Genomic DNA, 23,242 nt, shown 5'->3' with positions numbered 1-23,242 from the left:
ATGCCGATATCCGGGACACCCAGCCGCGCCCAGCTCGTCGACCACCTGGTGCGAACCCGTATCGCGGGGGACGTCGCCACGCCCCGCGAGAACAACCTCTCCCACTACCGTCAGCTCGCCAACGGGGTCCGCAACTTCTGGTTCGGCCTGGAACTGGGCGACCGCTGGACGGACGAGCAGGACGTGCTCGCGGTCATGGCCGAGCGGGTGGGCGTCAACGACGATCCCGAGTACCGGCACGGACAGGACACCATCGACCCCGAGCTGACCGTGGACGCGCTGGAGCGGATGGCCGGGCGGCTGCGCAAGGCCGCCGAGGGACGGCAGCGGGTGCTGTTCGCGACCGGGCACCCCGGCGGCCTGCTGGACGTGCACCGGGCCACGGCTGCCGCGCTGCGCGCCGCCGGCTGCGAGATCGTGGTCGTGCCGGACGGGCTGCGCACGGACGAGGGGTACGTGATGCAGTTCGCGGACGTGGCCGTGCTGGAGCACGGGGCCACGCTGTGGCACACCCACTCCGGCGAGCCGATGCGGGCCGTCCTGACCGGCCTCGAACGCGAGGGGCGACCGCTGCCGGACCTGGTGGTCGCCGACCACGGCTGGGCCGGGTACGCGGGGCAGCACGGTGTGGACTCCGTCGGGTACGCCGACTGCAACGATCCCGCACTGTTCCTCGCCGAGTCCGAGGGGACCGTGCAGGTGGTCGTCCCGCTCGACGACCACGTCGTCAGCCCCCGCTACTACGACCCGATGACGGCGTACCTGCTCGCCGCGGCGGACCTGGGCTGACGGCGGCACCGGCACAGGGGTGCGGCCCCGCAGTGGGGGCCGCACGTCGTGTTCAGTGGGTGGCCGGGTCAGTGACCGCCGCCACCACCGCCGTGGCCGCCACCGCCGCCACCGCCGTGGCCACCGCCACCGCCGCCGTGGCCACCGCCACCGCCGCCGTGGTCACCGCCACCGCCGCCGTGGTCGCCGCCGCCACCATGGTCGCCACCGCCGTAGCCGCCGCCACCGTGGTCGCCGCCACCGTAGCCGCCACCGCCGTGGTCGCCGCCGCCGTAGCCGCCGCCACCGTGGTCGCCGCCACCGTAGCCGCCACCGCCGTGGTCGCCGCCGTAACCGCCGTAGCCGTTGTCGTCGTCGCCCCACGAGTTGTAGCCGCCGTTGTTCCAGCTGTAGGAACCGTGGTCGACGCTCTGGCTCGTCGAGGCGGAGGCGGCTTGGGCCGTGCCGAGCGCGGCTCCGCCTGCCAGCAGCAGGCCGGAGGCGGACAGCGCGACGAGGCGCCTGATGCGCTGTGATCGCATGGGAGTACCTTCCATCTCCATCGTCTCTCGCGGCTCCCGGGGGAGACTGCGAGGTGGATGGCCGTCGCCGCGGCAAAAGGGAAGTGCGGCGCGGTCTTCAGGTGTCACCGCAGCCGGATCGGACGAAACGGCTCTTGACCGATGCCCCCACAGCCCGGCCGGCGCGTGATCGCGTCTTACGGCGCTGCGGCCCGGGGTCCCGCGGTTCCGGAACCCCGCGCACGGGGCATGCCGTTTCCTGCGGCCTTCACTCAGAGAGCCTAGTCCCGCTCGCGCCACCCGTCATCTCGAACGGCGCCACCCGTCACGGCCGCCTCGGGACGCGCACCACGCCCTCCTGGATGACCGTGACGGCGAGCCGGCCGTCCTGGGTGTGGATACGGGCCTGGCCGAGGCCCCGGCCACCGTGCGCGGACGGCGACTCCTGGTCGTACAGCAGCCATTCGTCGGCGCGGAACGGCCGGTGGAACCACATCGCGTGGTCCAGGGAGGCGCCGACGACGTCGCCGACGGCCCAGCCGCCGCGTCCGTGGGCGAGGAGCACGGAGTCGAGCAGGGTCATGTCGGAGACGTAGGTGGCGAGGACGACGTGGAGCAGCGGGTCGTCGCCGAGCTTGCCGTTGGTGCGGAACCACACCTGGGAGTGCGGCTCGCGCGGCTCGCCGTACCGGCCGTACGGCGGCTCGTCCACGTACCTGAGGTCGATCGCCTCGCGGGTCTCCAGGAAGCGCTCGACGACCTCGGGGGCGAGGTGGCCGTAGCCGCGCAGCCGGTCCTGCGAGGTGGGCAGGGTCGCCGGGTCGGGGGCGGGCGGCATCGGAGTCTGGTGCTCCAGCCCCTCCTCGTGCGCCTGGAAGGACGCGGAGAGGTGGAAGACCGGCTTGCCGTGCTGGACGGCGACCACCCGGCGGGTGGTGAAGGAGCGGCCGTCGCGGATGCGGTCGACCGTGTAGACGATCGGCGCGCCCGGGTCGCCGGGGCGCAGGAAGTACGCGTGCAGGGAGTGGGCGGGCCGGTCCGCGGGGACCGTCCGCCCGGCGGCGACCAGCGCCTGCGCCGCGACCTGCCCGCCGAAGACGCGGGGCACGACGGCGGCGCGGGACCGGCCGCGGAAGATGAGCTCCTCGATCCGTTCGAGGTCGAGCAGATCGAGGAGGTCCTGGAGTGCCTGGCTCATGGTGCCTGCCGGTGGCGGCGGGGACCTCAGAGACCCATGTCCTTGGCGATGATCGACTTCATGATCTCGCTGGTGCCGCCGTAGATGCGGTTGACGCGGTTGTCCGCGTACAGGCGGGCGATCGGGTACTCGTTCATGTAGCCGTAGCCGCCGTGCAGCTGGAGGCAGCGGTCGATCACGCGGTGGGCGACCTCGGTGCAGAAGAGCTTCGCGGAGGCGGCCTCGGCGGGGGTCAGCTCACCGGCGTCGAGGGCCTCCGTGGCGCGGTCGGCGACGGCCTCGGCGGCGTCCACCTCGGCCTGGCAGGCGGCCAGTTCGAACTTGGTGTTCTGGAAGTGGGCGACCGGCTTGCCGAAGACGGTGCGCTCCTGCACGTACTGCTTGGCGAACCGGACTGCGGCCTTGGCCTGCGCGTAGGCGCCGAAGGCGATGCCCCAGCGCTCGGAGGCCAGGTTGTGGCCGAGGTAGGAGAAGCCCTTGTTCTCCTCGCCGAGCAGGTCCTCGACCGGCACCTTGACGTCGACGAAGGCCAGTTCGGCGGTGTCGGAGGTGCGCAGGCCCAGCTTGTCCAGCTTGCGGCCGACGGAGTAGCCCTCGGACCTGGTGTCCACCGCGAACAGGGAGATGCCGTGGCGGCGGTCCTCGGCGGTGGGCGCGGAGGTGCGGGCGCAGACGATCACGCGGTCGGCGTGGACGCCGCCGGTGATGAAGGTCTTGGCGCCGTTGAGGACGTAGTGCGTGCCGTCCTCGGAGAGCTTGGCGGTGGACTTCATGCCCGCGAGGTCGGAGCCGGTGCCCGGCTCCGTCATCGCGATGGCCCACATCTCCTCGCCGGTGACGAACTTCGGCAGGTAGCGCTTCTTCTGCTCGTCGGTGGCGAGCATCCTGATGTACGGCAGGGCGAGCAGCACGTGTACGCCGGAACCGCCGAACTGGACGCCCGCGCGGGCGGTCTCCTCGTAGAGGACGGCCTCGAACTTGTGGCTGTCCAGGCCCGCGCCGCCGAACTCCTCGGGCACGTTGATCCCGAAGATGCCCAGCTCACCGAGCTTGTGGTAGAAGTCGCGCGGCGCCTGGCCGGCGGCGAACCACTCGTCGTACACCGGCACGACCTCGGCCTCGATGAAGGCGCGGAGGGTCTCCCGGAACGCCTCGTGATCCTCGTTGAACACCGTACGGCGCACGGCCACCTCCAGGTACCTCGACATGCCTAAGCGCTTGCTCAGAGTCGAAGATACCGGCGGGTACGGCAGTGCGTCCAGGGTGAGGTGTGCCACCCGCCCGGTCCGCGCGACTCACTCCCCGCCGGCCGCCGCGAACGCCCCCCGGGCCATCCGGTGCAGCAGGGCGGCCGTCGCCCCGCGGCCGGGGAGCGTGCCGGCGCGGCCGAGGTGGGGCGTGGAGTTGAGCAGGCCGAAGACCGAGTGCACGGCCGAGCGGGCGGCCGGCTCGGTCAGCGCCGGGTACACCTCGCGGACCACCTCCACCCACAGCTCCACGTACTGCCGCTGGAGCTGCCGCACCAGCTTGCGGTCGCTGTCGCGCAGCCGGTCCAGCTCCCGGTCGTGCAGGGTGATCAGGGGGCGGTCGTCGAGGGCGAAGTCGATGTGGCCCTCGATGAGCGAGTCCAGGACCGCGGGGGTGCCGGTCGCCCCGTCCGCCTCCGCCAGGCGGAGCCTGGCACCGGTGAGCAGCTGGCCGCTGATGCCGACCAGCAGCTCGGCGAGCATCGCGTCCTTGCCGGGGAAGTGCCGGTACAGGCCGGGGCCGCTGATGCCGACGGCCGCGCCTATCTCGTCGACGCCGACTCCGTGGAAGCCGCGCTCGGCGAAGAGCCGCGCGGCCTCCTTCAGGATCTGCTCGCGGCGGGTCGGGGCGTCGGTTCTGCTGACCATGCAGACGATTCTAGACAGCGAGGTTAGCGGTCGTTAACCTGAAGGCGATGGTTAACGCCCATTAACAGGTTCGACCACCGGGTGAGGGGACCGCACCATGCAGGAGGCACCGGAGCTGGCGAGCGCGGCGGACCCCGCGTCACCGGCCTGGCGGGCCAATGAGGAAGCCCATCTCGCGCTCGTGGAGGAGCTGCGCGCCAAGCTGGCCGCGGCGGCCCTCGGCGGCGGCGAGAAGGCCCGGGCACGGCACACGGCGCGCGGCAAACTGCTGCCGCGGGACCGGGTCGACACACTGCTCGACCCGGGCTCGCCCTTCCTGGAGCTGGCCCCGCTGGCCGCCGACGGGATGTACGACGGGCAGGCCCCGGCGGCCGGGGTGATCGCCGGGATCGGGCGGGTCAGCGGACGCACGTGCGTGATCGTGGCGAACGACGCCACGGTCAAGGGCGGCACGTACTACCCGATGACCGTCAAGAAGCACCTGCGCGCGCAGGAGGTGGCCCTGGACAACCGGCTGCCGTGCGTCTACCTGGTCGACTCCGGCGGGGCCTTCCTGCCGATGCAGGACGAGGTCTTCCCCGACCGGGACCACTTCGGCCGGATCTTCTACAACCAGGCCCGGATGTCCGGCGCCGGCATCCCGCAGATCGCGGCCGTCCTCGGCTCGTGCACCGCGGGCGGGGCGTACGTCCCGGCGATGAGCGACGAGGCCGTCATCGTCCGCAACCAGGGCACGATCTTCCTCGGCGGCCCCCCGCTGGTGAAGGCCGCCACCGGCGAGGTCGTCACGGCCGAGGAGCTGGGCGGCGGCGAGGTGCACTCCCGGGTCTCCGGCGTCACCGACCACCTCGCCGAGGACGACGCGCACGCCCTCCGGATCGTCCGGAACATCGTGGCCACGCTCCCGGCGCAGCGGCAGCCGCCGTGGGAGGTGCGGCCGGCGACCGAGCCGAAGGCCGACCCCCGCGGGCTGTACGGGGCCGTCCCGGTCGACTCCCGCACCCCCTACGACGTGCGCGAGATCATCGCGCGCACGGTGGACGGCTCGCGGTTCGCCGAGTTCAAGAGCGAGTTCGGGCAGACCCTGGTCACCGGGTTCGCCCGCATCCACGGGCACCCGGTCGGGATCGTCGCCAACAACGGCATCCTGTTCGCCGAGTCCGCCCAGAAGGGCGCCCACTTCATCGAGCTGTGCGACCAGCGCGGCATCCCGCTGGTGTTCCTGCAGAACATCTCCGGCTTCATGGTCGGCAAGGACTACGAGGCGGGCGGCATCGCCAAGCACGGCGCCAAGATGGTGACGGCGGTCGCCTGCACCCGGGTGCCGAAGCTGACGGTCGTGGTCGGCGGCTCGTACGGCGCGGGCAACTACTCGATGTGCGGCCGGGCCTACTCGCCCCGCTTCCTGTGGATGTGGCCCAACGCCAAGATCTCCGTGATGGGCGGCGAACAGGCCGCCAGCGTCCTCGCCACGGTCAAGCGGGACCAGTCGGAGGCGCGCGGCGAGGACTGGCCGGCCGACGCCGAGGAGAGCTTCAAGGCGCCCATCCGCGCCCAGTACGAGCGCCAGGGCAACGCCTACTACGCCACCGCCCGGCTCTGGGACGACGGCGTGATCGACCCGCTGGAGACCCGTCAGGTGCTGGGCCTCGCCCTGACCGCCTGTGCCAACGCGCCGCTGGGAGAACCCCAGTTCGGCGTCTTCCGGATGTGAGGAGGGGAACCGTGTTCGACACAGTGCTGGTGGCCAACCGCGGCGAGATCGCCGTACGCGTGATCCGTACGCTGCGCTCGCTGGGCGTGCGCTCGGTGGCGGTCTTCTCCGACGCCGACGCGGACGCGCGGCACGTGCGGGAGGCCGACACGGCGGTACGGATCGGTCCGGCGCCGGCCGCCGAGAGCTACCTGTCGGTGGAGCGGCTGCTGGCGGCCGCCGCCCGCACCGGCGCCCAGGCCGTCCACCCGGGATACGGCTTCCTCGCCGAGAACGCGGGCTTCGCGCGCGCGTGCGAGGAGGCGGGGCTGGTGTTCGTCGGCCCGCCGGCGGACGCCATCGCCCTGATGGGCGACAAGATCCGGGCCAAGGAGACGGTGCGGGCCGCCGGGGTGCCGGTGGTCCCCGGCGGGCGGGACCCCGAACTGGCCGAGGCCGCCCGCGAGCTGGGGGCGCCGGTGCTGCTGAAGCCGTCCGCCGGCGGCGGCGGCAAGGGCATGCGGCTGGTGCGGGACCTCTCCCTGCTGGAGGAGGAGATCGCCGCCGCCCGCCGCGAGGCCCGCGCGTCCTTCGGCGACGACACCCTGCTGGTGGAGCGGTGGATCGACCGGCCCCGGCACATCGAGATCCAGGTGCTGGCCGACGGCCACGGCAACGTGGTGCACCTGGGCGAGCGCGAGTGCTCGCTCCAGCGGCGGCACCAGAAGATCATCGAGGAGGCGCCCAGTGTGCTCCTCGACGAGCGGACCCGGGCCGCGATGGGCGAGGCGGCCGTGCAGGCGGCCCGCTCGTGCGGCTACCGGGGCGCGGGCACCGTGGAGTTCATCGTCCCGGGCAACGACCCCGCGCAGTACTACTTCATGGAGATGAACACCCGTCTCCAGGTGGAGCACCCCGTCACCGAGCTGATCACGGGGCTGGACCTGGTCGAGTGGCAGCTCCGGGTGGCGGCGGGCGAGCGGCTGGGCTTCGCGCAGGAGGACGTGACGCTGACCGGGCACGCGGTCGAGGCCCGGATCTGCGCGGAGGACCCCGCGCGCGGCTTCCTGCCCTCCGGCGGCACGGTCCTGGCGCTGGACGAGCCCCGGGGCGAGGGCGTGCGCACCGATTCCGGGCTCAGCGAGGGCACCGAGGTGGGCAGCCTGTACGACCCGATGCTGGCCAAGGTGATCGCCTACGGCCCGGACCGCGGGACGGCGCTGCGCAGGCTCCGGGCGGCCCTGGCGGAGACGGTCACGCTGGGCGTGCAGACCAACGCGGGCTTCCTGCGCCGGCTGCTGGCGCACCCGGCCGTCGTCCGGGGCGAGCTGGACACCGGGCTGGTCGAGCGGGTCGTGGACGACCTGGTCGGCACGGACGTGCCGGAGGAGGTCTACGAGGCGGCGGCGGCCGTGCGGGCCGAGGCGCTGCGGCCCCGCGCCGAGGGCTGGGTCGACCCCTTCTCGGTGCCGGACGGCTGGCGGCTCGGCGGCACGCCGAAGCGGCCCGCCTTCCCGCTGCGGGTGCACGACCCGGTGACGTACACCCCGCGGGGCACCGCGACCGTCACCGGCACCGCGGTCCACGTCACCCTGGACGGCGTCCGCCACACCTTCCGGCGGGCCGCCGACTGGCTCGGCCGGGACGGCGACGCCTGGCAGGTGCGGGACCACGACCCGGTGGCCGCGTCCCTCGGCGGGGCCGCGCACGCCGGTGCCGACTCCCTCACCGCGCCCATGCCCGGCACGGTCACCGTGGTCAAGGTCGCCGTCGGCGACGAGGTGAGCGCCGGGCAGAGCCTGCTGGTGGTCGAGGCGATGAAGATGGAGCACGTCATCTCCGCCCCGCACGCCGGCACCGTCGCCGAGCTGGACGTGACCCCGGGCAGCACGGTCGCCATGGACCAGGTGCTGGCCGTCATCGCACCGCACGAGGAGGCCGCCCCGTGACCCCCGAGGGACTGCCCATGGTCGTACCGGCCCAGGACCTGCCCGCGCGGGTGCGGATCCACGAGGTCGGCGCGCGCGACGGGCTCCAGAACGAGAAGTCCACCGTGCCGACGCCGGTCAAGGCGGAGTTCATCCGCCGGCTGGCCGGTGCGGGCCTGACCACGATCGAGGCGACGAGCTTCGTGCACCCACGGTGGGTGCCCCAGCTCGCCGACGCCGAGGACCTGTTCCCGCTGGTCGGCGATCTGGGGGTCGACCTGCCGGTGCTGGTCCCCAACCAGCGCGGCCTGGACCGGGCGCTGGCCCTGGGCGCCGGGCGCGTGGCGGTGTTCGCCAGCGCCACCGAGTCCTTCGCCAAGGCCAACCTCAACCGCACGCTGGACGAGTCGCTCGCGGTGTTCGAACCGGTGGTGCGGCGCGCGAAGGACGCGGGCGTGCACGTGCGCGGCTACGTGTCGATGTGCTTCGGCGACCCGTGGGAGGGCGCGGTGCCGCCCCACCAGGTGGCCCGCGTCTGCACGGCCCTGCGCGACATGGGGTGCGACGAGCTGAGCCTCGGGGACACGATCGGGGTGGCCACCCCCGGCCACGTGCTCGAACTGCTCGGCCTGCTCAACGGGGCGGGCGTGCCGACCGACGAGATCGGCGTGCACTTCCACGACACCTACGGCCAGGCGCTCGCCAACACCCTGGCCGCTCTCCAGCACGGCGTCACCACGGTGGACGCCTCCGCGGGCGGCCTCGGCGGCTGCCCGTACGCGAGGTCCGCCACCGGCAACCTCGCCACCGAAGACCTCGTATGGATGCTGCACGGACTCGGCATCGAGACAGGGGTCGACCTCGGCCGTCTGACCGCCACGAGCGTGTGGATGGCCGCTCATCTGGACCGGCCCAGCCCGTCCCGTACCGTCCGCGCCCTCTCCCACAAGGACCAGTGATCAGCATGGACCACCGTCTCAGCCCCGAGCTGGAGGAACTCCGCCGCACGGTGGAGGAGTTCGCGCACGACGTCGTGGCGCCGAAGATCGGCGACTTCTACGAACGCCACGAGTTCCCGTACGAGATCGTCCGCGAGATGGGCCGCATGGGCCTGTTCGGCCTGCCGTTCCCGGAGGAGTACGGCGGGATGGGCGGGGACTACCTGGCGCTCGGCATCGCGCTGGAGGAACTGGCCCGGGTGGACTCCTCGGTGGCCATCACCCTGGAGGCGGGCGTGTCGCTGGGCGCGATGCCGCTGCACCTCTTCGGCACGCCGGAGCAGAAGCGCGAGTGGCTGCCCCGGCTCTGCGCGGGCGAGATGCTCGGCGCGTTCGGCCTGACCGAGCCGGACGGCGGCAGCGACGCCGGGGCGACCCGCACCACGGCCCGCCTGGACCCGGACACCGACGAGTGGGTGATCAACGGCACGAAGTGCTTCATCACCAACTCGGGCACGGACGTCACGGGCCTGGTCACGGTCACCGCGGTCACCGGCCGCAAGCCGGACGGCCGCCCGGAGATCTCGGCGATCATCGTCCCGTCCGGCACCCCGGGCTTCACGGTCGCCGCCCCGTACTCCAAGGTCGGCTGGAACGCCTCGGACACCCGTGAACTCTCCTTCCAGGACGTCCGGGTGCCCGCCGCCAACCTCCTCGGCGAACAGGGCCGCGGCTACGCCCAGTTCCTGCGGATCCTGGACGAGGGCCGCATCGCCATCGCGGCGCTCGCGACGGGCCTGGCCCAGGGCTGCGTGGACGAGTCGGTGAAGTACGCCCGCGAGCGCCACGCGTTCGGCCGCCCGATCGGCGCCAACCAGGCCATCCAGTTCAAGATCGCCGACATGGAGACGAAGGCGCACACGGCCCGTCTGGCCTGGCGCGACGCGGCCTCCCGCCTGGTGTCGGGCGAACCGTTCAAGAAGGAGGCGGCGGTGGCCAAGCTGTACTCCTCCACGGTCGCCGTGGACAACGCCCGCGAGGCCACGCAGATCCACGGCGGCTACGGCTTCATGAACGAGTACCCGGTGGCCCGCATGTGGCGCGACTCCAAGATCCTGGAGATCGGCGAGGGCACGAGCGAGGTCCAGCGCATGCTCATCGCCAGGGAACTGGGTCTGGTGAGCTGAGCCCGTCCCGCAGAACCGGGACGGGCGCCCCGGTCCCCCGCCGGGGCCGCGGGCGCCCGCCCCGTCACCCCGCCGACCCGGAGTCCCGGCCGTCGCCGGGGCGCGGCACGGCGGGCTCCGGCCACGACCCGGCGCCATGAGCGGACCGCCTCGGGCACCTGGTCGAGCGGCGCCGTCAGTGCGGACAGCGCCGCCGAGATCTGACGCCACTCCCTTTGCCGGTCCGCCAATTCCGGCCGGTGCGGGGGCCGTCGGCGGGCTCCGCGGGCCGCGGGCCGGGACCCGCCCTCTGGACATCGACTGAGGTTAGGCTAACCTACCTTCGAACTTGTCCGGCGGGCGTTCCCGCCCCGTTCGAAAGCAGTCATACCCATGCCCCAAGCCCGTGCCACCCACCTCACTCGCCGCGGCCTGCTCGCCGCGGGCGGCGCCCTCGGACTCGGCGCCGCGCTCGCCGCCTGCGGGGACGACACGGGCAAAGACGGCGACACCGGTACGGCGGCCAAGAGCGGCACGTCCGGCCCCTGGTCCTTCAAGGACGACCGCGGCACGCCCGTGAAGCTGGACAAGGTCCCCGCGAACATCGTGGCGTTCACCGGTGTGGGGGCCGCGCTGTACGACTACGGCATCCAGGTCAAGGGCGTCTTCGGCCCGACGACGACCACCGCGGGCAAGCCCGACGTCCAGGCCGGCGACATGGACGTCAGCAAGGTGACCGTCCTCGGCAACACCTGGGGCCAGTTCAACATCGAGAAGTACGCCTCCCTCGCGCCGGACGTGCTCATCTCCACGATGTTCGACGGCGCCGGCACCCTCTGGTACGTCCCGGAGGAGTCGAAGAAGAAGATCGCCCAGCTCGCCCCCAGCGTCGGCATCTCCGTGTACGACCGCCGGCTCACCCAGCCGCTGGAGCGCATGTGGGAGCTGGCCGAGTCGCTCGGCGCGGACATGAAGGCCGCCGAGGTCACCGACGCCAGGAAGCGCTTCGAGGGGGCCGCCGCCCGGCTGCGCGCCGCCGCCAAGGCCAAGCCGGACGTCAAGGTGATGGCCGGCAGCGCCAGCGACCAGCTCTTCTACGTCTCGGGCAGCAACCTCTCCATCGACCTGGAGTACTTCAAGTCGCTCGGCGTGAACTTCGTGGAGCCGCCGGAGAGCGCGAAGAAGGAGGGCGGCGGCTGGTACGAGTCGCTGAGCTGGGAGAACGTCGACAAGTACCGGGCCGACATCATCATGATGGACGACCGCACCTCGGCGATCCAGCCCGCCGACATCACCAAGGCCACCTGGAAGAAGCTGCCCGCGGTGAAGGCCGGCCAGGTCATCGCCCGCTCCCCCGAACCGATCCTGTCCTACGACAAGTGCGTACCGCTGCTCACGAGTCTGGCCGAGGCGCTGGAGAAGGCCCGCAAGGTCGCGTAGGGCCCGCCGCCCGCGCTCCCCACATCTGAACACCTGACATCACCTCAGGAGCCCCCATGACGACGGCCGTGGCCGCCCCGTTCCGTTTCTTCTCCCTCCAGGTCGTACGGACGAGGCGGCTCGGCCCGTCCCTGGTGCGGGTCACCTTCGCCGGTGCCGACCTGCACGCCTTCCACTCCGACGGGCGGGACCAGTCGCTCTCGCTGTTCCTGCCGCACCCGGGCCAGCCCGAGCCGGTCGTCCCGCTGGAGCTGGGGGACGGCTGGTGGCAGGGCTGGCGCGAACTGCCGGACGACGTACGGGCGGTGATGCGCTCGTACACCCTGCGGGCGCTGCGGCGTGACCACCTCGGCCACACGGCCGAGATCGACATCGACTTCGCCCTGCACGGTGTCGGGCCGGGCGCGGCCACGCCCGCCGGACCGGCCTCCCGCTGGGCCGCGGGGGCCGCCGCGGGCGATCGGGTGCTGCTGCTCGGGCCGGCCGTCGCCGACAACCGGGCGATCCGTTTCCGCCCGCCCGCGGACACCGACCTCGTCGTCCTGTGCGGCGACGAGACGGCCCTGCCGGCCGCGACCGCGATCCTCGAATCCCTGCCCGCGGGCACCCGGGTCCGGGCCTGGCTGGAGGTGCCGCACGCCGCGGACGCGCAGGACGTGCGCACCGAGGCCGACGCGGAGATCACCTGGCTGGTGCGCGGCGCCGGGTCCCCGCGGGCCGCCGACGCCGTGCGGGCCGGCGGACTGCCGGCCGCCGAGCGGCCGTACGCGTGGATCGCGGGCGAGTCCGGGCAGGTGAAGGCGGTGCGACGGCACTTCGTCGGCGCGTGCGGGATGGACCGGCGGCGCGTCACCTTCGTCGGCTACTGGCGGCAGGGCATGACGGAGGAACAGCTCCGGGCCGCGGAGTAGCCCCACCCCCGGCCCGGCCGTCGACGTGACGCCGGTCACCGGGGAGAGCCATGCCCCGTAGGTTTGAACTTAGGTTAGGCTAACCTAAATTGATCAAGCGGACCGTCCCCTCGGAGGACCCCCACATGCGCTCGCACCTGCTCAATGGCCTCACCGCGGAGCACTACCGCCGCTCCGTGACCGAAGGAGTCGAGCGGGTGGCGGCCAAACTCGCCACCACCGACCGTCCGTTCAGCGGCGTCACCGTGGACGCCCTCGCTCCCCGCATCGACCGGATCGACCTCGACCGCCCCCTGGGCGACACCTCCGCCGTCCTCGACGAGCTGGAGGACGTCTACCTCCGGGACGCGGTCTACTTCCACCACCCCCGCTACCTCGCCCACCTCAACTGCCCGGTCGTCATCCCGGCGGTGCTCGGCGAGGCCGTGCTCTCGGCGGTCAACTCCTCCCTGGACACCTGGGACCAGTCCGCCGGCGGCACCCTCATCGAGCGCAGGCTCGTCGACTGGACCACCGCCCGCATCGGCCTCGGACCCGCCGCCGACGGCGTCTTCACCTCCGGCGGCACCCAGTCCAACCTCCAGGCGCTCCTCCTCGCCCGGGAGGAGGCCAAGAGCGACGACCTCGCCCGGCTGCGCGTCTTCGCCTCCGAGGCCAGCCACTTCAGCGTGCAGAAGTCCGCGAAACTGCTCGGCCTCGGGCCGGACGCCGTCGTCGTGATCCCCGTCGACCACGACAAGCGCATGCAGACGGTCGCCCTCGCGAACGAACTGGAGCGCTGCGCGCAGGGCGGCCTGGTACCCATGGCCGTCGTCGCCACCGCCGGCACCACCGACTTCGGCTCCATCGACCCGCTGCCGGAGATCGCCGAGCTGTGCGCCCGGCACGGCGTCTGGATGCACGTGGACGCCGCCTACGGCTGCGGCCTGCTCGCCTCGCTGAAGTACCGCGACCGCATCGGGGGCATCGAGCGCGCCGACTCCGTCACCGTCGACTACCACAAGTCCTTCTTCCAGCCGGTCAGTTCCTCCGCCCTGCTGGTCCGGGACGCGGCCACCCTGCGGCACGCCACCTACCACGCCGAGTACCTCAACCCGCGCCGCATGGTGCGCGAGCGCATCCCCAACCAGGTGGACAAGTCGCTCCAGACCACCCGCCGCTTCGACGCCCTCAAACTGTGGCTCACGCTGCGCACGATGGGCGCCGACGGCATCGGGCAGCTCTTCGACGAGGTCTGCGACCTGGCCCGGGACGGCTGGCGGCTGCTGGCGGACGACCCCCGCTACGACGTCGTCGTCGAGCCCACCCTCTCCACCCTCGTCTTCCGCTGGGTCCCGGCGTCCGCCACGGACCCGGCCGAGGTGGACCGCGCCAACCTGCACGCCCGCAAGGCCCTGTTCACCTCCGGCGACGCCGTGGTCGCGGGCACCGAGGTGGCCGGCCGCCAGTACCTGAAGTTCACCCTGCTCAACCCCGAGACCACGACCGCCGACATCACCGCCGTCCTCGACCTGATCGCCGGCCACGCCGAGCAGTACCTGGGAGTGTCCCTTGACCGCGCGTCCTGAGAGCCCGACCAAGACCTACGACTTCGTGGGCATCGGGCTCGGCCCCTTCAACCTCGGCCTCGCCTGCCTCACCGAGCCGATCACCGAACTGGACGGCGTCTTCCTGGAGTCCAAGCCGGACTTCGAGTGGCACTCCGGCATGTTCCTCGACGGCGCCCACCTCCAGACCCCGTTCATGTCGGACCTGGTCACCCTGGCCGACCCGACCTCGCCGTACTCCTTCCTGAACTACCTGAAGGAGAAGGGCAGGCTCTACCCGTTCTACATCCGCGAGAACTTCTACCCGCTGCGGGTCGAGTACGACGACTACTGCCGCTGGGCGGCCGGCCGGCTGAGCAGCGTCCGCTTCGGCACCACGGTCACCGAGGTGACGTACGAGGACGAGCTGTACGCCGTCCGCACCGGGGCCGGGGACGTGTTCCGCGCCCGCCACCTCGTGCTGGGCACCGGCACGACTCCCTACCTCCCGGACGCCTGCGCGGACCTGGGCGGGGACTTCCTGCACAACTCCCGGTACATGCACCGCAAGGCGGAGCTGCTGGACAAGGAGTCCATCACGATCGTCGGCAGCGGGCAGAGCGCGGCCGAGATCTACCACGAGCTGCTCGCGGAGATCGACGTCCACGGCTACCAGCTCAACTGGGTGACGCGCTCCCCGCGGTTCTTCCCGCTGGAGTACACCAAGCTGACCCTGGAGATGACCTCCCCGGACTACATCGACTACTTCCGTGAACTGCCCGAGGAGACCCGCTACCGGCTGGAGAAGCAGCAGAAGGGCCTCTTCAAGGGGATCAACGCGGACCTGATCGACTCCATCTTCGACCTGCTGTACCAGAAGAACGTGGAGAGCGGCGACCGCCCGGTGCCCACCCGGCTGCTCACCAACTCCACGCTGCGCACGGCGGCGTACCGGGACGGCGCCTACACCCTCGGCCTGCACCAGGACGAGCAGGGCAAGGACTACGAGATCCGCACCGAGGGCCTGGTGCTCGCCACCGGCTACCACTACACGCCGCCGGCCTTCCTCGCCCCCATCCGCGACCGCCTCCGCTTCGACGGCCGCGGCCGCTTCGACGTCGCCCGCAACTACGCCGTCGACGTCACCGGCCGCGGTGTCTTCCTGCAGAACGCGGGCGTCCACACCCACAGCATCACCAGCCCCGACCTCGGCATGGGCGCGTACCGCAACTCGTACATCATCGGCGAGCTGCTCGGCACCGAGTACTACCCCGTCGAGAAGACCATCGCGTTCCAGGAGTTCGCCGTATGACCTTCACCTTCCGTGCCGTCGACCCGCAGCGCGACGGCGGACTCCTGCACTCCTGGGTCACCCACCCCAAGGCGGCCTTCTGGATGATGCAGGACGCCACACCGCGGGACGTCGAGCGCGCCTACCGGGAGATAGCGGAGGACGAGCACCACCACGCGCTGCTCGGACTGCGCGACGGCGTGCCCGCCTTCCTGATGGAGAAGTACGACCCCGCGCACCGGGAGCTGGCCGGGCTGTACGAGGCGCGGCCCGGTGACGTCGGCATGCACTTCCTGACCCCGGCCACGGACACGCCCGAGCACGGGTTCACCCGGGCCGTGATCACCGCCGTCATGGCCCACCTGTTCGCGGACCCGGCGGTGGAGCGCGTCGTCGTCGAGCCCGACGTCCGCAACAAGGCCGTGCACGCCCTGAACGCGGCCGTCGGCTTCGTGCCCGAGCGGGAGATCGACAAACCGGAGAAGCGGGCCCTGCTGAGCTTCTGCACGCGCGAGCGGTTCGAGAAGGCGGTGACCGCATGACCCTCGCCGACTCCGTCGCCCACCTGTCCCCCGAACGCTGGGCCGAGGCCAACCGGCTGCTGCTGCGCAAGGCGCTCGCCGAGTTCACGCACGAGCGCCTGCTCACGCCCGAGCCCGAGGAGCCCGGGGAGCCCGGGGAGCCCGGGGAGCCCGGGGAGCCCGGGGAGCCCGAGAAGGGGGACGGCGGCCGGTACGCCGTCCGCAGCGACGACGGTCTCACCTCCTACCGGTTCACCGCCGTGCGCCGGGCCCTGGACCACTGGCAGATCGACCCCGGTTCCATCTCCCGGCACCGGGACGGCGCCGAGCTTCCGCTCGCGGCCCTGGACTTCTTCATCGAGATGAAGGAGTCCCTGGGACTGAGCGACGCGATCCTGCCGGTCTACCTGGAGGAGATCTCCTCCACCCTCTCGGGCACCTGCTACAAGCTCACCAAGCCCCAGGTCACCTCCGCGGAGCTGGCGGCGAGCGGTTTCCAGGCGATCGAGACCGGGATGACCGAGGGCCACCCCTGCTTCGTCGCGAACAACGGGCGGCTCGGCTTCGGCATCCACGAGTACCTGTCGTACGCGCCCGAGACGGCGCACCCCGTCCGGCTGGTGTGGCTGGCCGCGCACCGCTCGCGGGCCGCGTTCACGGCGGGCGCCGGGATCGAGTACGAGTCCTTCCTGCGCGAGGAGCTGGGCGGGGAGACGGTGGAGCGGTTCCGTGCCGTGCTCACCGGCCGGGGCCTCGACCCCGCCGACTACCTGTTCATCCCGGTCCACCCCTGGCAGTGGTGGAACAAGCTCAGCGTCACGTTCGCCGCCGAGGTGGCCCGGGGCCACCTCGTCTGCCTCGGCGAGGGCGACGACGAGTACCTGGCCCAGCAGTCGATCCGGACCTTCTTCAACAGCAGCGCCCCGCACAGGCACTACGTGAAGACCGCCCTGTCGGTGGTCAACATGGGCTTCATGCGCGGACTGTCGGCCGCCTACATGGAGGCCACCCCGGCCATCAACGACTGGCTGGCCCGGCTCATCGAGGGCGACCCGGTGCTGAAGGCGACCGGTCTGACGATCATCCGGGAGCGGGCCGCCGTCGGCTACCGGCACCTGGAGTACGAGCGGGCCACCGACCGGTACTCGCCGTACCGCAAGATGCTGGCCGCGCTGTGGCGGGAGAGCCCGGTGCCGTCGCTGCGGGACGGCGAGTCCCTCGCGACCATGGCCTCCCTGCTGCACGTGGACCACCGGGGCGCCTCCTTCGCCGGCGCGCTGATCGCCCGCTCGGGACTGACGCCCACCGAGTGGCTGCGCGGGTACCTGCGGGCCTACTACACCCCGCTGCTGCACAGCTTCTACGCCTACGACCTGGTGTTCATGCCGCACGGCGAGAACGTGATCCTGGTCCTCGCGGACGGCGCGGTGCGGCGGGCGGTCTACAAGGACATCGCCGAGGAGATCGTCGTCATGGACCCGGACGCGGCCCTGCCGCCCGAGGTGCGGCGGATCCGGGCCGAGGTCCCCGAGGAGACGAAACTGCTGTCGATCTTCACGGACGTCTTCGACTGCTTCTTCCGCTTCCTCGCCGCCCACCTCGCCACCGAGGGCGTCCTGGACGAGGACGGCTTCTGGCGCACGGTCGCCGAGGTCACCCGCGAGTACCAGGAGGCGAACCCCGCACTGGCCGACCGGTTCCGCCAGTACGACATGTTCGCGCCCGAGTTCGCGCTGTCCTGCCTCAACCGGCTCCAGCTCCGGAACAACCAGCAGATGGTGGACCTCGCCGATCCGTCCGCCGCGCTCCAGCTGGTGGGGACCCTGAAGAACCCGATCGCCGGGTTCTGACCCCCGGGGGCCCGGCGGTCCGCGGGACCGCCCGGGCCCCCGGGGGCCGGGTGGAACAATCGCCCCATGGCGGAAATCATCCAGAAGGACGGCACCTGGGTCCTGGACGGCGATGCCGTGCGCATCACCCCGGGCCGGGACGGGAACGTGGGCCTGCTCCGTCGCGCGCTGGGGGAACTCCGCGTGCCGCTGCGGGCGCTGGCGGGCGTCTCCTTCGAACGGGGCCGGCGGTCGGGCCTGCTCAGGCTGCGCCTGCGCGACGGCGCCGACCCGCTGCTCCGGGCGGCCGGAGGCCACCTCGCGGACGCGCAGGACCCGTACCGGCTCGCCGTGGAGCCGGACCGGTACGGCGTCGCCGAGTACCTCGCCGACGAGGTGCGCACCGCCCTGCTGCTGGACGGCGTCTCCCCGGAGCCGGTCGACGCGTACCTGCTGCCCGGACCGCCGCTGCCGGTGTCCGCCTCGGCCGGGGACGGCACCGCGGGTTTCGACGGGGAGCGGGTACGGCTGGAGTGGAACTGGAAGACGGAGGAGGCCAAGGCCGCCGCCGGCCCCCGCACGATCCCCCTCGCGGACGTGACGGGGGTGCGGTGGCAGCCGGCGGCCGGGCTGGAGAACGGGTACCTGCGCTTCCTCGTGCGCGGCGCCCCGGCCTCCCTGCCGGCCAAGGACGACCCGAACGCCGTCGAGCTGTGGGGCTTCCGCAGGGACCCGCTGATGGTCCTGGTCGCGGCGGCGGTGCAGGCCCGCCTGCCGCACCCCGCGGCCACGGGTCCGCGGGCGCCGGACGAGGTGCCGTCCCCGGACGAGGTGCCGTCCCCGGCCGGGGAGCCGGCCGGGGACGACGACCACGACGTGCTGCTGCGCCGGCTGCGCGAGCTGGGCGGGCTGCACCGCGACGGGGTGCTGACGGACGAGGAGTTCGCCCTGGCCAAGCAGGCGATCCTCCGGCGCATGTGAGGACCGTCCGCCGCGCGGGCCCTACTTGGCCCGGCGGGACACCGTGAAGTGGTCGATGCGGTCGCCGGTCTCGGCGATGCCGGACACCTTCAGCGTGGTCTGGTGGCCCCGCGGCGCGGGCACGACGTCCACGCGCAGGAAGGAGTAGTTCAGGTAGCGCACCCGGGACCAGGCGACGGCCTCGCCGGCCCTGCCGTCCTTGGTGTTGACGAACGAGGCGACCGAGTCGACCTCGTGCTCGTGGCCCTCGTAGGAGTCCGGGGCGGAGAAGGCGTACAGGCTGCGGCCCGCGGCGCCCGCGGTGACGTAGACCACGCCCTCGGTCTCGGGGTAGGCCGTGCCGCCGATCGGCAGCTTCTTGGTGACCTTGTCGCCCTTGATCACGTCGGTGCGCTCGTACTGGTGGTTGTGGCCGTTGATGACCAGGTCCACCGTGTACTTCTCGAACAGCGGCACCCACTCCTGGCGCACTCCCCCCTCCGAGGCGTGCGCGGTGGAGGTGCAGTAGGCGCAGTGGTGGAAGAAGACGACGACGAAGTCGATGTCCTTCGCCGCCCGGTACCGCTTGAGCTGGGTCTCCAGCCAGGTCGTCTGCGTTCCGCCGGAGATGCCCAGGTTCGCCGGGATCTCGAAGGAGACGTCGTTGGCGTCGAGCGAGATGACCGCCGTGTTGCCGTAGACGAAGGAGTAGACGCCGGGCAGGTTCCGCCGGTCGGGGCCGTTGGCGGGGAGGGTCCAGCGGGCCTCCTCGCCGCCGTAGCCGTTGGGCGAGTACCAGGCCTCCATGTCGTGGTTGCCGTACGCCGGCATCCACGGGACCTGCTTGGCGACGGACTCCGTCTGGTGCAGGAACTGGTCCCAGGTGCGCGCGTCGAACCCGTTGTCGGTGCTCTTGCCCTGGCCGGCCGGGTCGCCGTAGGCGATGTCACCGGCGTGCAGATGGAAGGCCGGGTCCTGGCCGAGGATCAGGGCGTTGTTGGCCAGGCCGTGATATCCGACACCCTCGTCGCCGAAGGCGGTGAAGGTGAACGGCGCCTTGGCGGCCGGGGCGGTGGTGAAGGTGCCCAGGGTGCCCAGCAGGTGCGGCTCGGCCGGGTCGAAGCCCTGGTGGCCGACGCCGTAGTAGTACGTCCGGCCGGGGCGCAGGTGGGTGAGTCCGGCGTGCACGTAGTACTGGGTGTGGTCGCCGCCCGCCCCGACGCCGGCCGGGGTGTAAAGCGGGCGGACCTCCGCCTCGATCCGGTGGGAGAGGTCCCAGGGGTGGGCGCCGATGCGGATGAACGGCTTCCTGACGGCGACCGGGACCTGCCAGGAGACGGTGATCTCGGTGCGCGGGTCGTTGCCGAAGGCGAGGTGGCGGCCGAAGGGGGCGACGAGCGCGCCGTCGACCGGCTCGGCGGCGGGGGCGGTGCTCCCCCGCCGTCCGGCGGCGGGCGCGGGTGCCCCCGGCACGGCGGCCCGGGCGGTGGCACCCGGCACGAACGCGCCACCCACGACGGCGCCGAGCGTGACGGCGCCGCCCCTGACCAGCGTGCGCCGCGAGAACCTGGAGCGCAGGTAGTCGTGCTGCTCGGCCATGCCCATGCGCTCGGCCAGCTTCTCGGGTACTCCCATACGAGGTATGTCCATGGCGTCTGAAACTCGTTGGTTCGGGCAACGGGATACCGGACGCAGGGTGGACGGTCCGCGAACAGAGCACCATGAGAGTTTCAACAGGGGTCTGCCCGATATCGGGCACGCTCCTTGCGAAACGGGCGCCGGTACCCGAGGATCTACCGGGTGCACGACGAACTTGTTGATCACCTGACGCGGTCCACGGCCCTGAGCCGGGGCGAGGCGCTGCGGGTGGTGCAGGACGTGCTCGCCTACTTCGACGAGACGACCCAGGACTTCGTCCGTCGCCGCCACCGCGAACTCCAGGCCCGGGGCCTGGTGAACGCGGAGATCTTCGAACGGATCGAGGCGGACCTGAAATACCGGGCGGTGGCGCCGCCGGAGCTGACGCTCAGGCAGCTGCGCCGCATGGTCTACGGCTGAGAACAGCCGCACCGGACCAGCGACAGCCAAGGGATACCTCTATACATGTGCGGAATTGTCGGTTACATCGGGAAGCGTGACGTCGCCCCCCTCCTCCTGGAGGGCCTGCAGCGGCTGGAGTACCGCGGCTACGACTCCGCGGGCATCGTCGTCACCTCCCCGAAGACCCCCGGCCTGAAGATGGTCAAGGCCAAGGGCCGGGTGCGCGACCTGGAGGCCAAGGTCCCGGCGCGCTTCAAGGGCACCACCGGCATCGCCCACACCCGCTGGGCCACCCACGGCGTCCCCTCCGACGTGAACGCCCACCCGCACATGTCGGCCGACCAGAAGGTCGCCGTCGTGCACAACGGCATCATCGACAACGCCGCCGACCTGCGCCGCAAGCTGGAGGCGGACGGCGTCGAGTTCCTCTCCGAGACCGACACCGAGGTCCTCACCCACCTCATCGCCCGCTCCACGGCCGAGAAGCTGGAGGACAAGGTCCGCCAGGCGGTCCGGCTGATCGAGGGCACCTACGGCATCGCCGTGCTGCACGCCGACTTCCCGGACCGGATCGTGGTGGCCCGCAACGGCTCCCCCGTCGTCCTCGGCATCGGCGAGAAGGAGATGTTCGTCGCCTCGGACATCGCCGCGCTGGTCACGCACACCCGGCAGATAGTCACCCTCGACGACGGCGAGATGGCGACCCTCAAGGCCGACGACTTCCGCACCTACACCACCGAGGGCACGCGCACCACCTCCGAGCCCACCACGGTGGAGTGGGAGGCCGAGTCGTACGACATGGGCGGCCACGACACCTACATGCACAAGGAGATCTTCGAGCAGGCCGACGCGGTCGACCGCGTCCTGCGCGGCCGCATCGACGACCGCTTCTCCACCGTGCACCTCGGCGGCCTCAACCTGGACGCCCGCGAGGCCCGGCAGATCCGCCGCGTCAAGATCCTCGGCTGCGGCACCTCGTACCACGCGGGCATGATCGGCGCCCAGATGATCGAGGAGCTGGCGCGCATCCCCGCCGACGCGGAGCCCGCCTCCGAGTTCCGCTACCGCAACGCGGTCGTCGACCCCGACACCCTGTACATCGCGGTCTCCCAGTCCGGTGAGACGTACGACGTCCTCGCGGCCGTGCAGGAGCTCAAGCGCAAGGGCGCCCGGGTCCTCGGCGTGGTCAACGTGGTCGGCTCCGCGATCGCCCGCGAGGCGGACGGCGGCATCTACGTGCACGCGGGCCCGGAGGTCTGCGTGGTCTCCACGAAGTGCTTCACCAACACCACGGTGGCCTTCGCCCTGCTCGCCCTGCACCTCGGCCGCACCCGCGACCTCTCCGTCCGCGACGGCAAGCGGATCATCGAGGGCCTGCGCAGGCTGCCGCAGCAGATCGCCGAGATCCTGAAGCAGGAGGAGGACATCAAGCGGCTCGCGGAGAGCTACGCCGACGCCCGCTCGATGCTCTTCATCGGCCGGGTCCGGGGCTACCCGGTGGCCCGCGAGGCCTCCCTGAAGCTCAAGGAGGTCTCCTACATCCACGCCGAGGCCTACCCCGCCTCCGAGCTGAAGCACGGTCCGCTGGCCCTCATCGAGCCGGCCCTGCCCACGGTCGCGATCGTCCCCGACGACGACCTGCTGGAGAAGAACCGCGCGGCGCTGGAGGAGATCAAGGCCCGCGAGGGCAAGATCATGGCGGTGGCCCACCGGGAGCAGGAGAAGGCGGACCACACCATCATCGTCCCGAAGAACGAGGACGAGCTGGACCCGATCCTGATGGGCATCCCGCTCCAGCTCCTCTCGTACCACACGGCGAAGGCCCTGGGCCGGGACATCGACAAGCCGCGGAACCTGGCGAAGTCGGTCACGGTCGAGTAGGTCCTCCGCGGGACGGACCCCCACGTGCGCCACCGGACACGTGGGGGTCCTTCCGTGTCCGCCGGCAGTCTGCGCGCGCGTGTTCCACGCCGCGCGGGCCGGGTCAGGGGATGACGATCACGGGGCGCCGCGCACGCCTGGCGAGCCGCCCGGCGACCGAGCCGAAGATCCGCCCGACGATGCCGTGCGTGCAGCCGACGACGATCGCGTCCGCCTCGTACTCCCGCCCCACCTCTTCGAGTTCGTGGCAGATGTCCCCGCCCCGCTCGACCAGGATCCAGGGCACCTCGGCCAGGTAGTCCGCGCAGGCCAGCTCCAGCCCCAGGACCTCCGTGCGGTGGTCCGGCACGTCGACGAAGACGGGCGGCTCGCAGCCGGCCCACACCGTGGTCGGCAGCCGGTTGGCGACGTGGACGATGATCAGGCCGGAGTGGGAGCGGTGGGCCATCCCGATCGCGTAGGCGAGGGCGCGCTCACTGGAGGTGGAACCGTCGAAGCCGACGACGACTCCGTGCCGGAAGGCGGGATCGCACGAGGGGCGTGAGTCTTCCGCCGCCAGGGGATCGGCCGCCGTGGGATCGGCGACCGGCCGCTTGCGGTCCGCGGGTTCGAAGAATTCGTGACCGGCCATGGCTGTCTCGGCGTCGTGATCCTTTATGGTGGGAGGACAGTGTGCGGCGGAGCTGTGTCCGGGAAACATCTTCCCAAGCCCATACCCCCAAGGGTACGGCGGCAC

Annotated in this window: 20 protein-coding genes; 14 read left to right on the top strand and 6 right to left on the bottom strand. The window is 71.9% G+C overall.

The genetic code is table 11. The annotated features are described in order from the left end of the window. A complete protein-coding gene (locus tag ACZ4K2_RS10650; protein ID WP_467471715.1) occupies window positions 1-789 on the top strand; it encodes a phosphatase in 789 nt (262 codons plus the stop codon). Between the two features lie 68 nt (window positions 790-857). Here ACZ4K2_RS10650 and ACZ4K2_RS10645 read toward each other — a convergent pair whose 3' ends face one another. From ACZ4K2_RS10645 to ACZ4K2_RS10630, 4 genes are all read right to left on the bottom strand, one after another. After that, window positions 858-1,310 (bottom strand): hypothetical protein, encoded by a 453-nt coding sequence (locus ACZ4K2_RS10645; RefSeq protein WP_467471712.1) that lies wholly within the window; start codon window positions 1,308-1,310, stop codon window positions 858-860. Between the two features lie 304 nt (window positions 1,311-1,614). Further along, entirely contained in the window at window positions 1,615-2,487 is an 873-nt protein-coding gene (locus ACZ4K2_RS10640) for an acyl-CoA thioesterase (protein WP_467471710.1), read from the bottom strand. A gap of 26 nt (window positions 2,488-2,513) precedes the next feature. Further along, entirely contained in the window at window positions 2,514-3,671 is a 1,158-nt protein-coding gene (locus ACZ4K2_RS10635; RefSeq protein WP_467472051.1) for an acyl-CoA dehydrogenase family protein, read from the bottom strand. Window positions 3,672-3,782: 111 nt separating this feature from the next. Beyond that, window positions 3,783-4,382, bottom strand: a complete 600-nt coding sequence (locus ACZ4K2_RS10630) for an SACE_7040 family transcriptional regulator (protein ID WP_467471708.1) — start codon at window positions 4,380-4,382, stop codon at window positions 3,783-3,785. A gap of 97 nt (window positions 4,383-4,479) precedes the next feature. On the opposite strand from ACZ4K2_RS10630, the gene ACZ4K2_RS10625 reads away from it, so the two are divergent. From ACZ4K2_RS10625 to ACZ4K2_RS10575, 11 genes are all read left to right on the top strand, one after another. Then, the gene (locus tag ACZ4K2_RS10625) at window positions 4,480-6,096 is read left to right on the top strand and encodes a carboxyl transferase domain-containing protein (protein WP_467471707.1); all 1,617 of its coding nucleotides are present in this window, start codon (window positions 4,480-4,482) and stop codon (window positions 6,094-6,096) included. Window positions 6,097-6,107: 11 nt separating this feature from the next. Beyond that, window positions 6,108-8,024, top strand: a complete 1,917-nt coding sequence (locus ACZ4K2_RS10620; RefSeq protein WP_467471704.1) for an acetyl/propionyl/methylcrotonyl-CoA carboxylase subunit alpha — start codon at window positions 6,108-6,110, stop codon at window positions 8,022-8,024. Between the two features lie 17 nt (window positions 8,025-8,041). Further along, window positions 8,042-8,962 (top strand): hydroxymethylglutaryl-CoA lyase, encoded by a 921-nt coding sequence (locus ACZ4K2_RS10615; protein ID WP_467472049.1) that lies wholly within the window; start codon window positions 8,042-8,044, stop codon window positions 8,960-8,962. A gap of 5 nt (window positions 8,963-8,967) precedes the next feature. Further along, a complete protein-coding gene (locus tag ACZ4K2_RS10610) occupies window positions 8,968-10,128 on the top strand; it encodes an acyl-CoA dehydrogenase family protein (RefSeq protein ID WP_467471701.1) in 1,161 nt (386 codons plus the stop codon). 372 nt (window positions 10,129-10,500) lie between these two features. After that, entirely contained in the window at window positions 10,501-11,547 is a 1,047-nt protein-coding gene (locus tag ACZ4K2_RS10605; protein ID WP_467471699.1) for an ABC transporter substrate-binding protein, read from the top strand. A 56-nt stretch (window positions 11,548-11,603) separates the two neighbouring features. Further along, complete coding sequence (locus tag ACZ4K2_RS10600) at window positions 11,604-12,458, top strand: siderophore-interacting protein (RefSeq protein WP_467471695.1); 855 nt, start codon at window positions 11,604-11,606, stop codon at window positions 12,456-12,458. 125 nt (window positions 12,459-12,583) lie between these two features. Then, window positions 12,584-14,026: a lysine decarboxylase DesA gene (gene desA, locus ACZ4K2_RS10595; RefSeq protein ID WP_467472047.1), complete on the top strand. Its 1,443-nt coding sequence runs from the start codon at window positions 12,584-12,586 to the stop codon at window positions 14,024-14,026. Then, on the top strand, window positions 14,010-15,296 hold the full coding sequence (locus tag ACZ4K2_RS10590) for a lysine N(6)-hydroxylase/L-ornithine N(5)-oxygenase family protein (protein ID WP_467471693.1): 1,287 nt from the start codon (window positions 14,010-14,012) through the stop codon (window positions 15,294-15,296). Before desA ends, ACZ4K2_RS10590 begins: the two co-directional genes overlap by 17 nt. Then, window positions 15,293-15,817, top strand: a complete 525-nt coding sequence (locus ACZ4K2_RS10585) for a GNAT family N-acetyltransferase (RefSeq protein WP_467471691.1) — start codon at window positions 15,293-15,295, stop codon at window positions 15,815-15,817. Before ACZ4K2_RS10590 ends, ACZ4K2_RS10585 begins: the two co-directional genes overlap by 4 nt. Continuing rightward, a complete protein-coding gene (locus ACZ4K2_RS10580) occupies window positions 15,814-17,646 on the top strand; it encodes an IucA/IucC family protein (protein WP_467471688.1) in 1,833 nt (610 codons plus the stop codon). Before ACZ4K2_RS10585 ends, ACZ4K2_RS10580 begins: the two co-directional genes overlap by 4 nt. 66 nt (window positions 17,647-17,712) lie before the next feature. After that, window positions 17,713-18,606, top strand: a complete 894-nt coding sequence (locus ACZ4K2_RS10575; protein ID WP_467471686.1) for a DUF4429 domain-containing protein — start codon at window positions 17,713-17,715, stop codon at window positions 18,604-18,606. Between the two features lie 21 nt (window positions 18,607-18,627). On the opposite strand, the gene ACZ4K2_RS10570 is transcribed toward ACZ4K2_RS10575, so the two are convergent. Next, window positions 18,628-20,220, bottom strand: a complete 1,593-nt coding sequence (locus ACZ4K2_RS10570) for a purple acid phosphatase family protein (protein WP_467472044.1) — start codon at window positions 20,218-20,220, stop codon at window positions 18,628-18,630. 165 nt (window positions 20,221-20,385) lie between these two features. Here ACZ4K2_RS10570 and ACZ4K2_RS10565 point away from each other — a divergent pair, with 165 nt between their 5' ends. Next, window positions 20,386-20,643 carry a hypothetical protein gene (locus ACZ4K2_RS10565; protein WP_467471684.1) on the top strand — a complete coding sequence of 86 codons (258 nt, stop codon included), beginning with the start codon at window positions 20,386-20,388 and terminating at the stop codon, window positions 20,641-20,643. A gap of 45 nt (window positions 20,644-20,688) precedes the next feature. Beyond that, the gene (gene glmS / locus ACZ4K2_RS10560; RefSeq protein ID WP_467471681.1) at window positions 20,689-22,506 is read left to right on the top strand and encodes a glutamine--fructose-6-phosphate transaminase (isomerizing); all 1,818 of its coding nucleotides are present in this window, start codon (window positions 20,689-20,691) and stop codon (window positions 22,504-22,506) included. A 103-nt stretch (window positions 22,507-22,609) separates the two neighbouring features. On the opposite strand, the gene ACZ4K2_RS10555 is transcribed toward glmS, so the two are convergent. After that, window positions 22,610-23,137, bottom strand: coding sequence for a universal stress protein (locus tag ACZ4K2_RS10555; RefSeq protein WP_467471678.1), 528 nt, complete (start codon window positions 23,135-23,137; stop codon window positions 22,610-22,612). Window positions 23,138-23,242 lie beyond the last annotated feature (105 nt).

This window comes from Streptomyces sp. NPDC025833, assembly GCF_055558055.1.
This window is presented reverse-complemented; position numbering and strand designations above follow the sequence as displayed.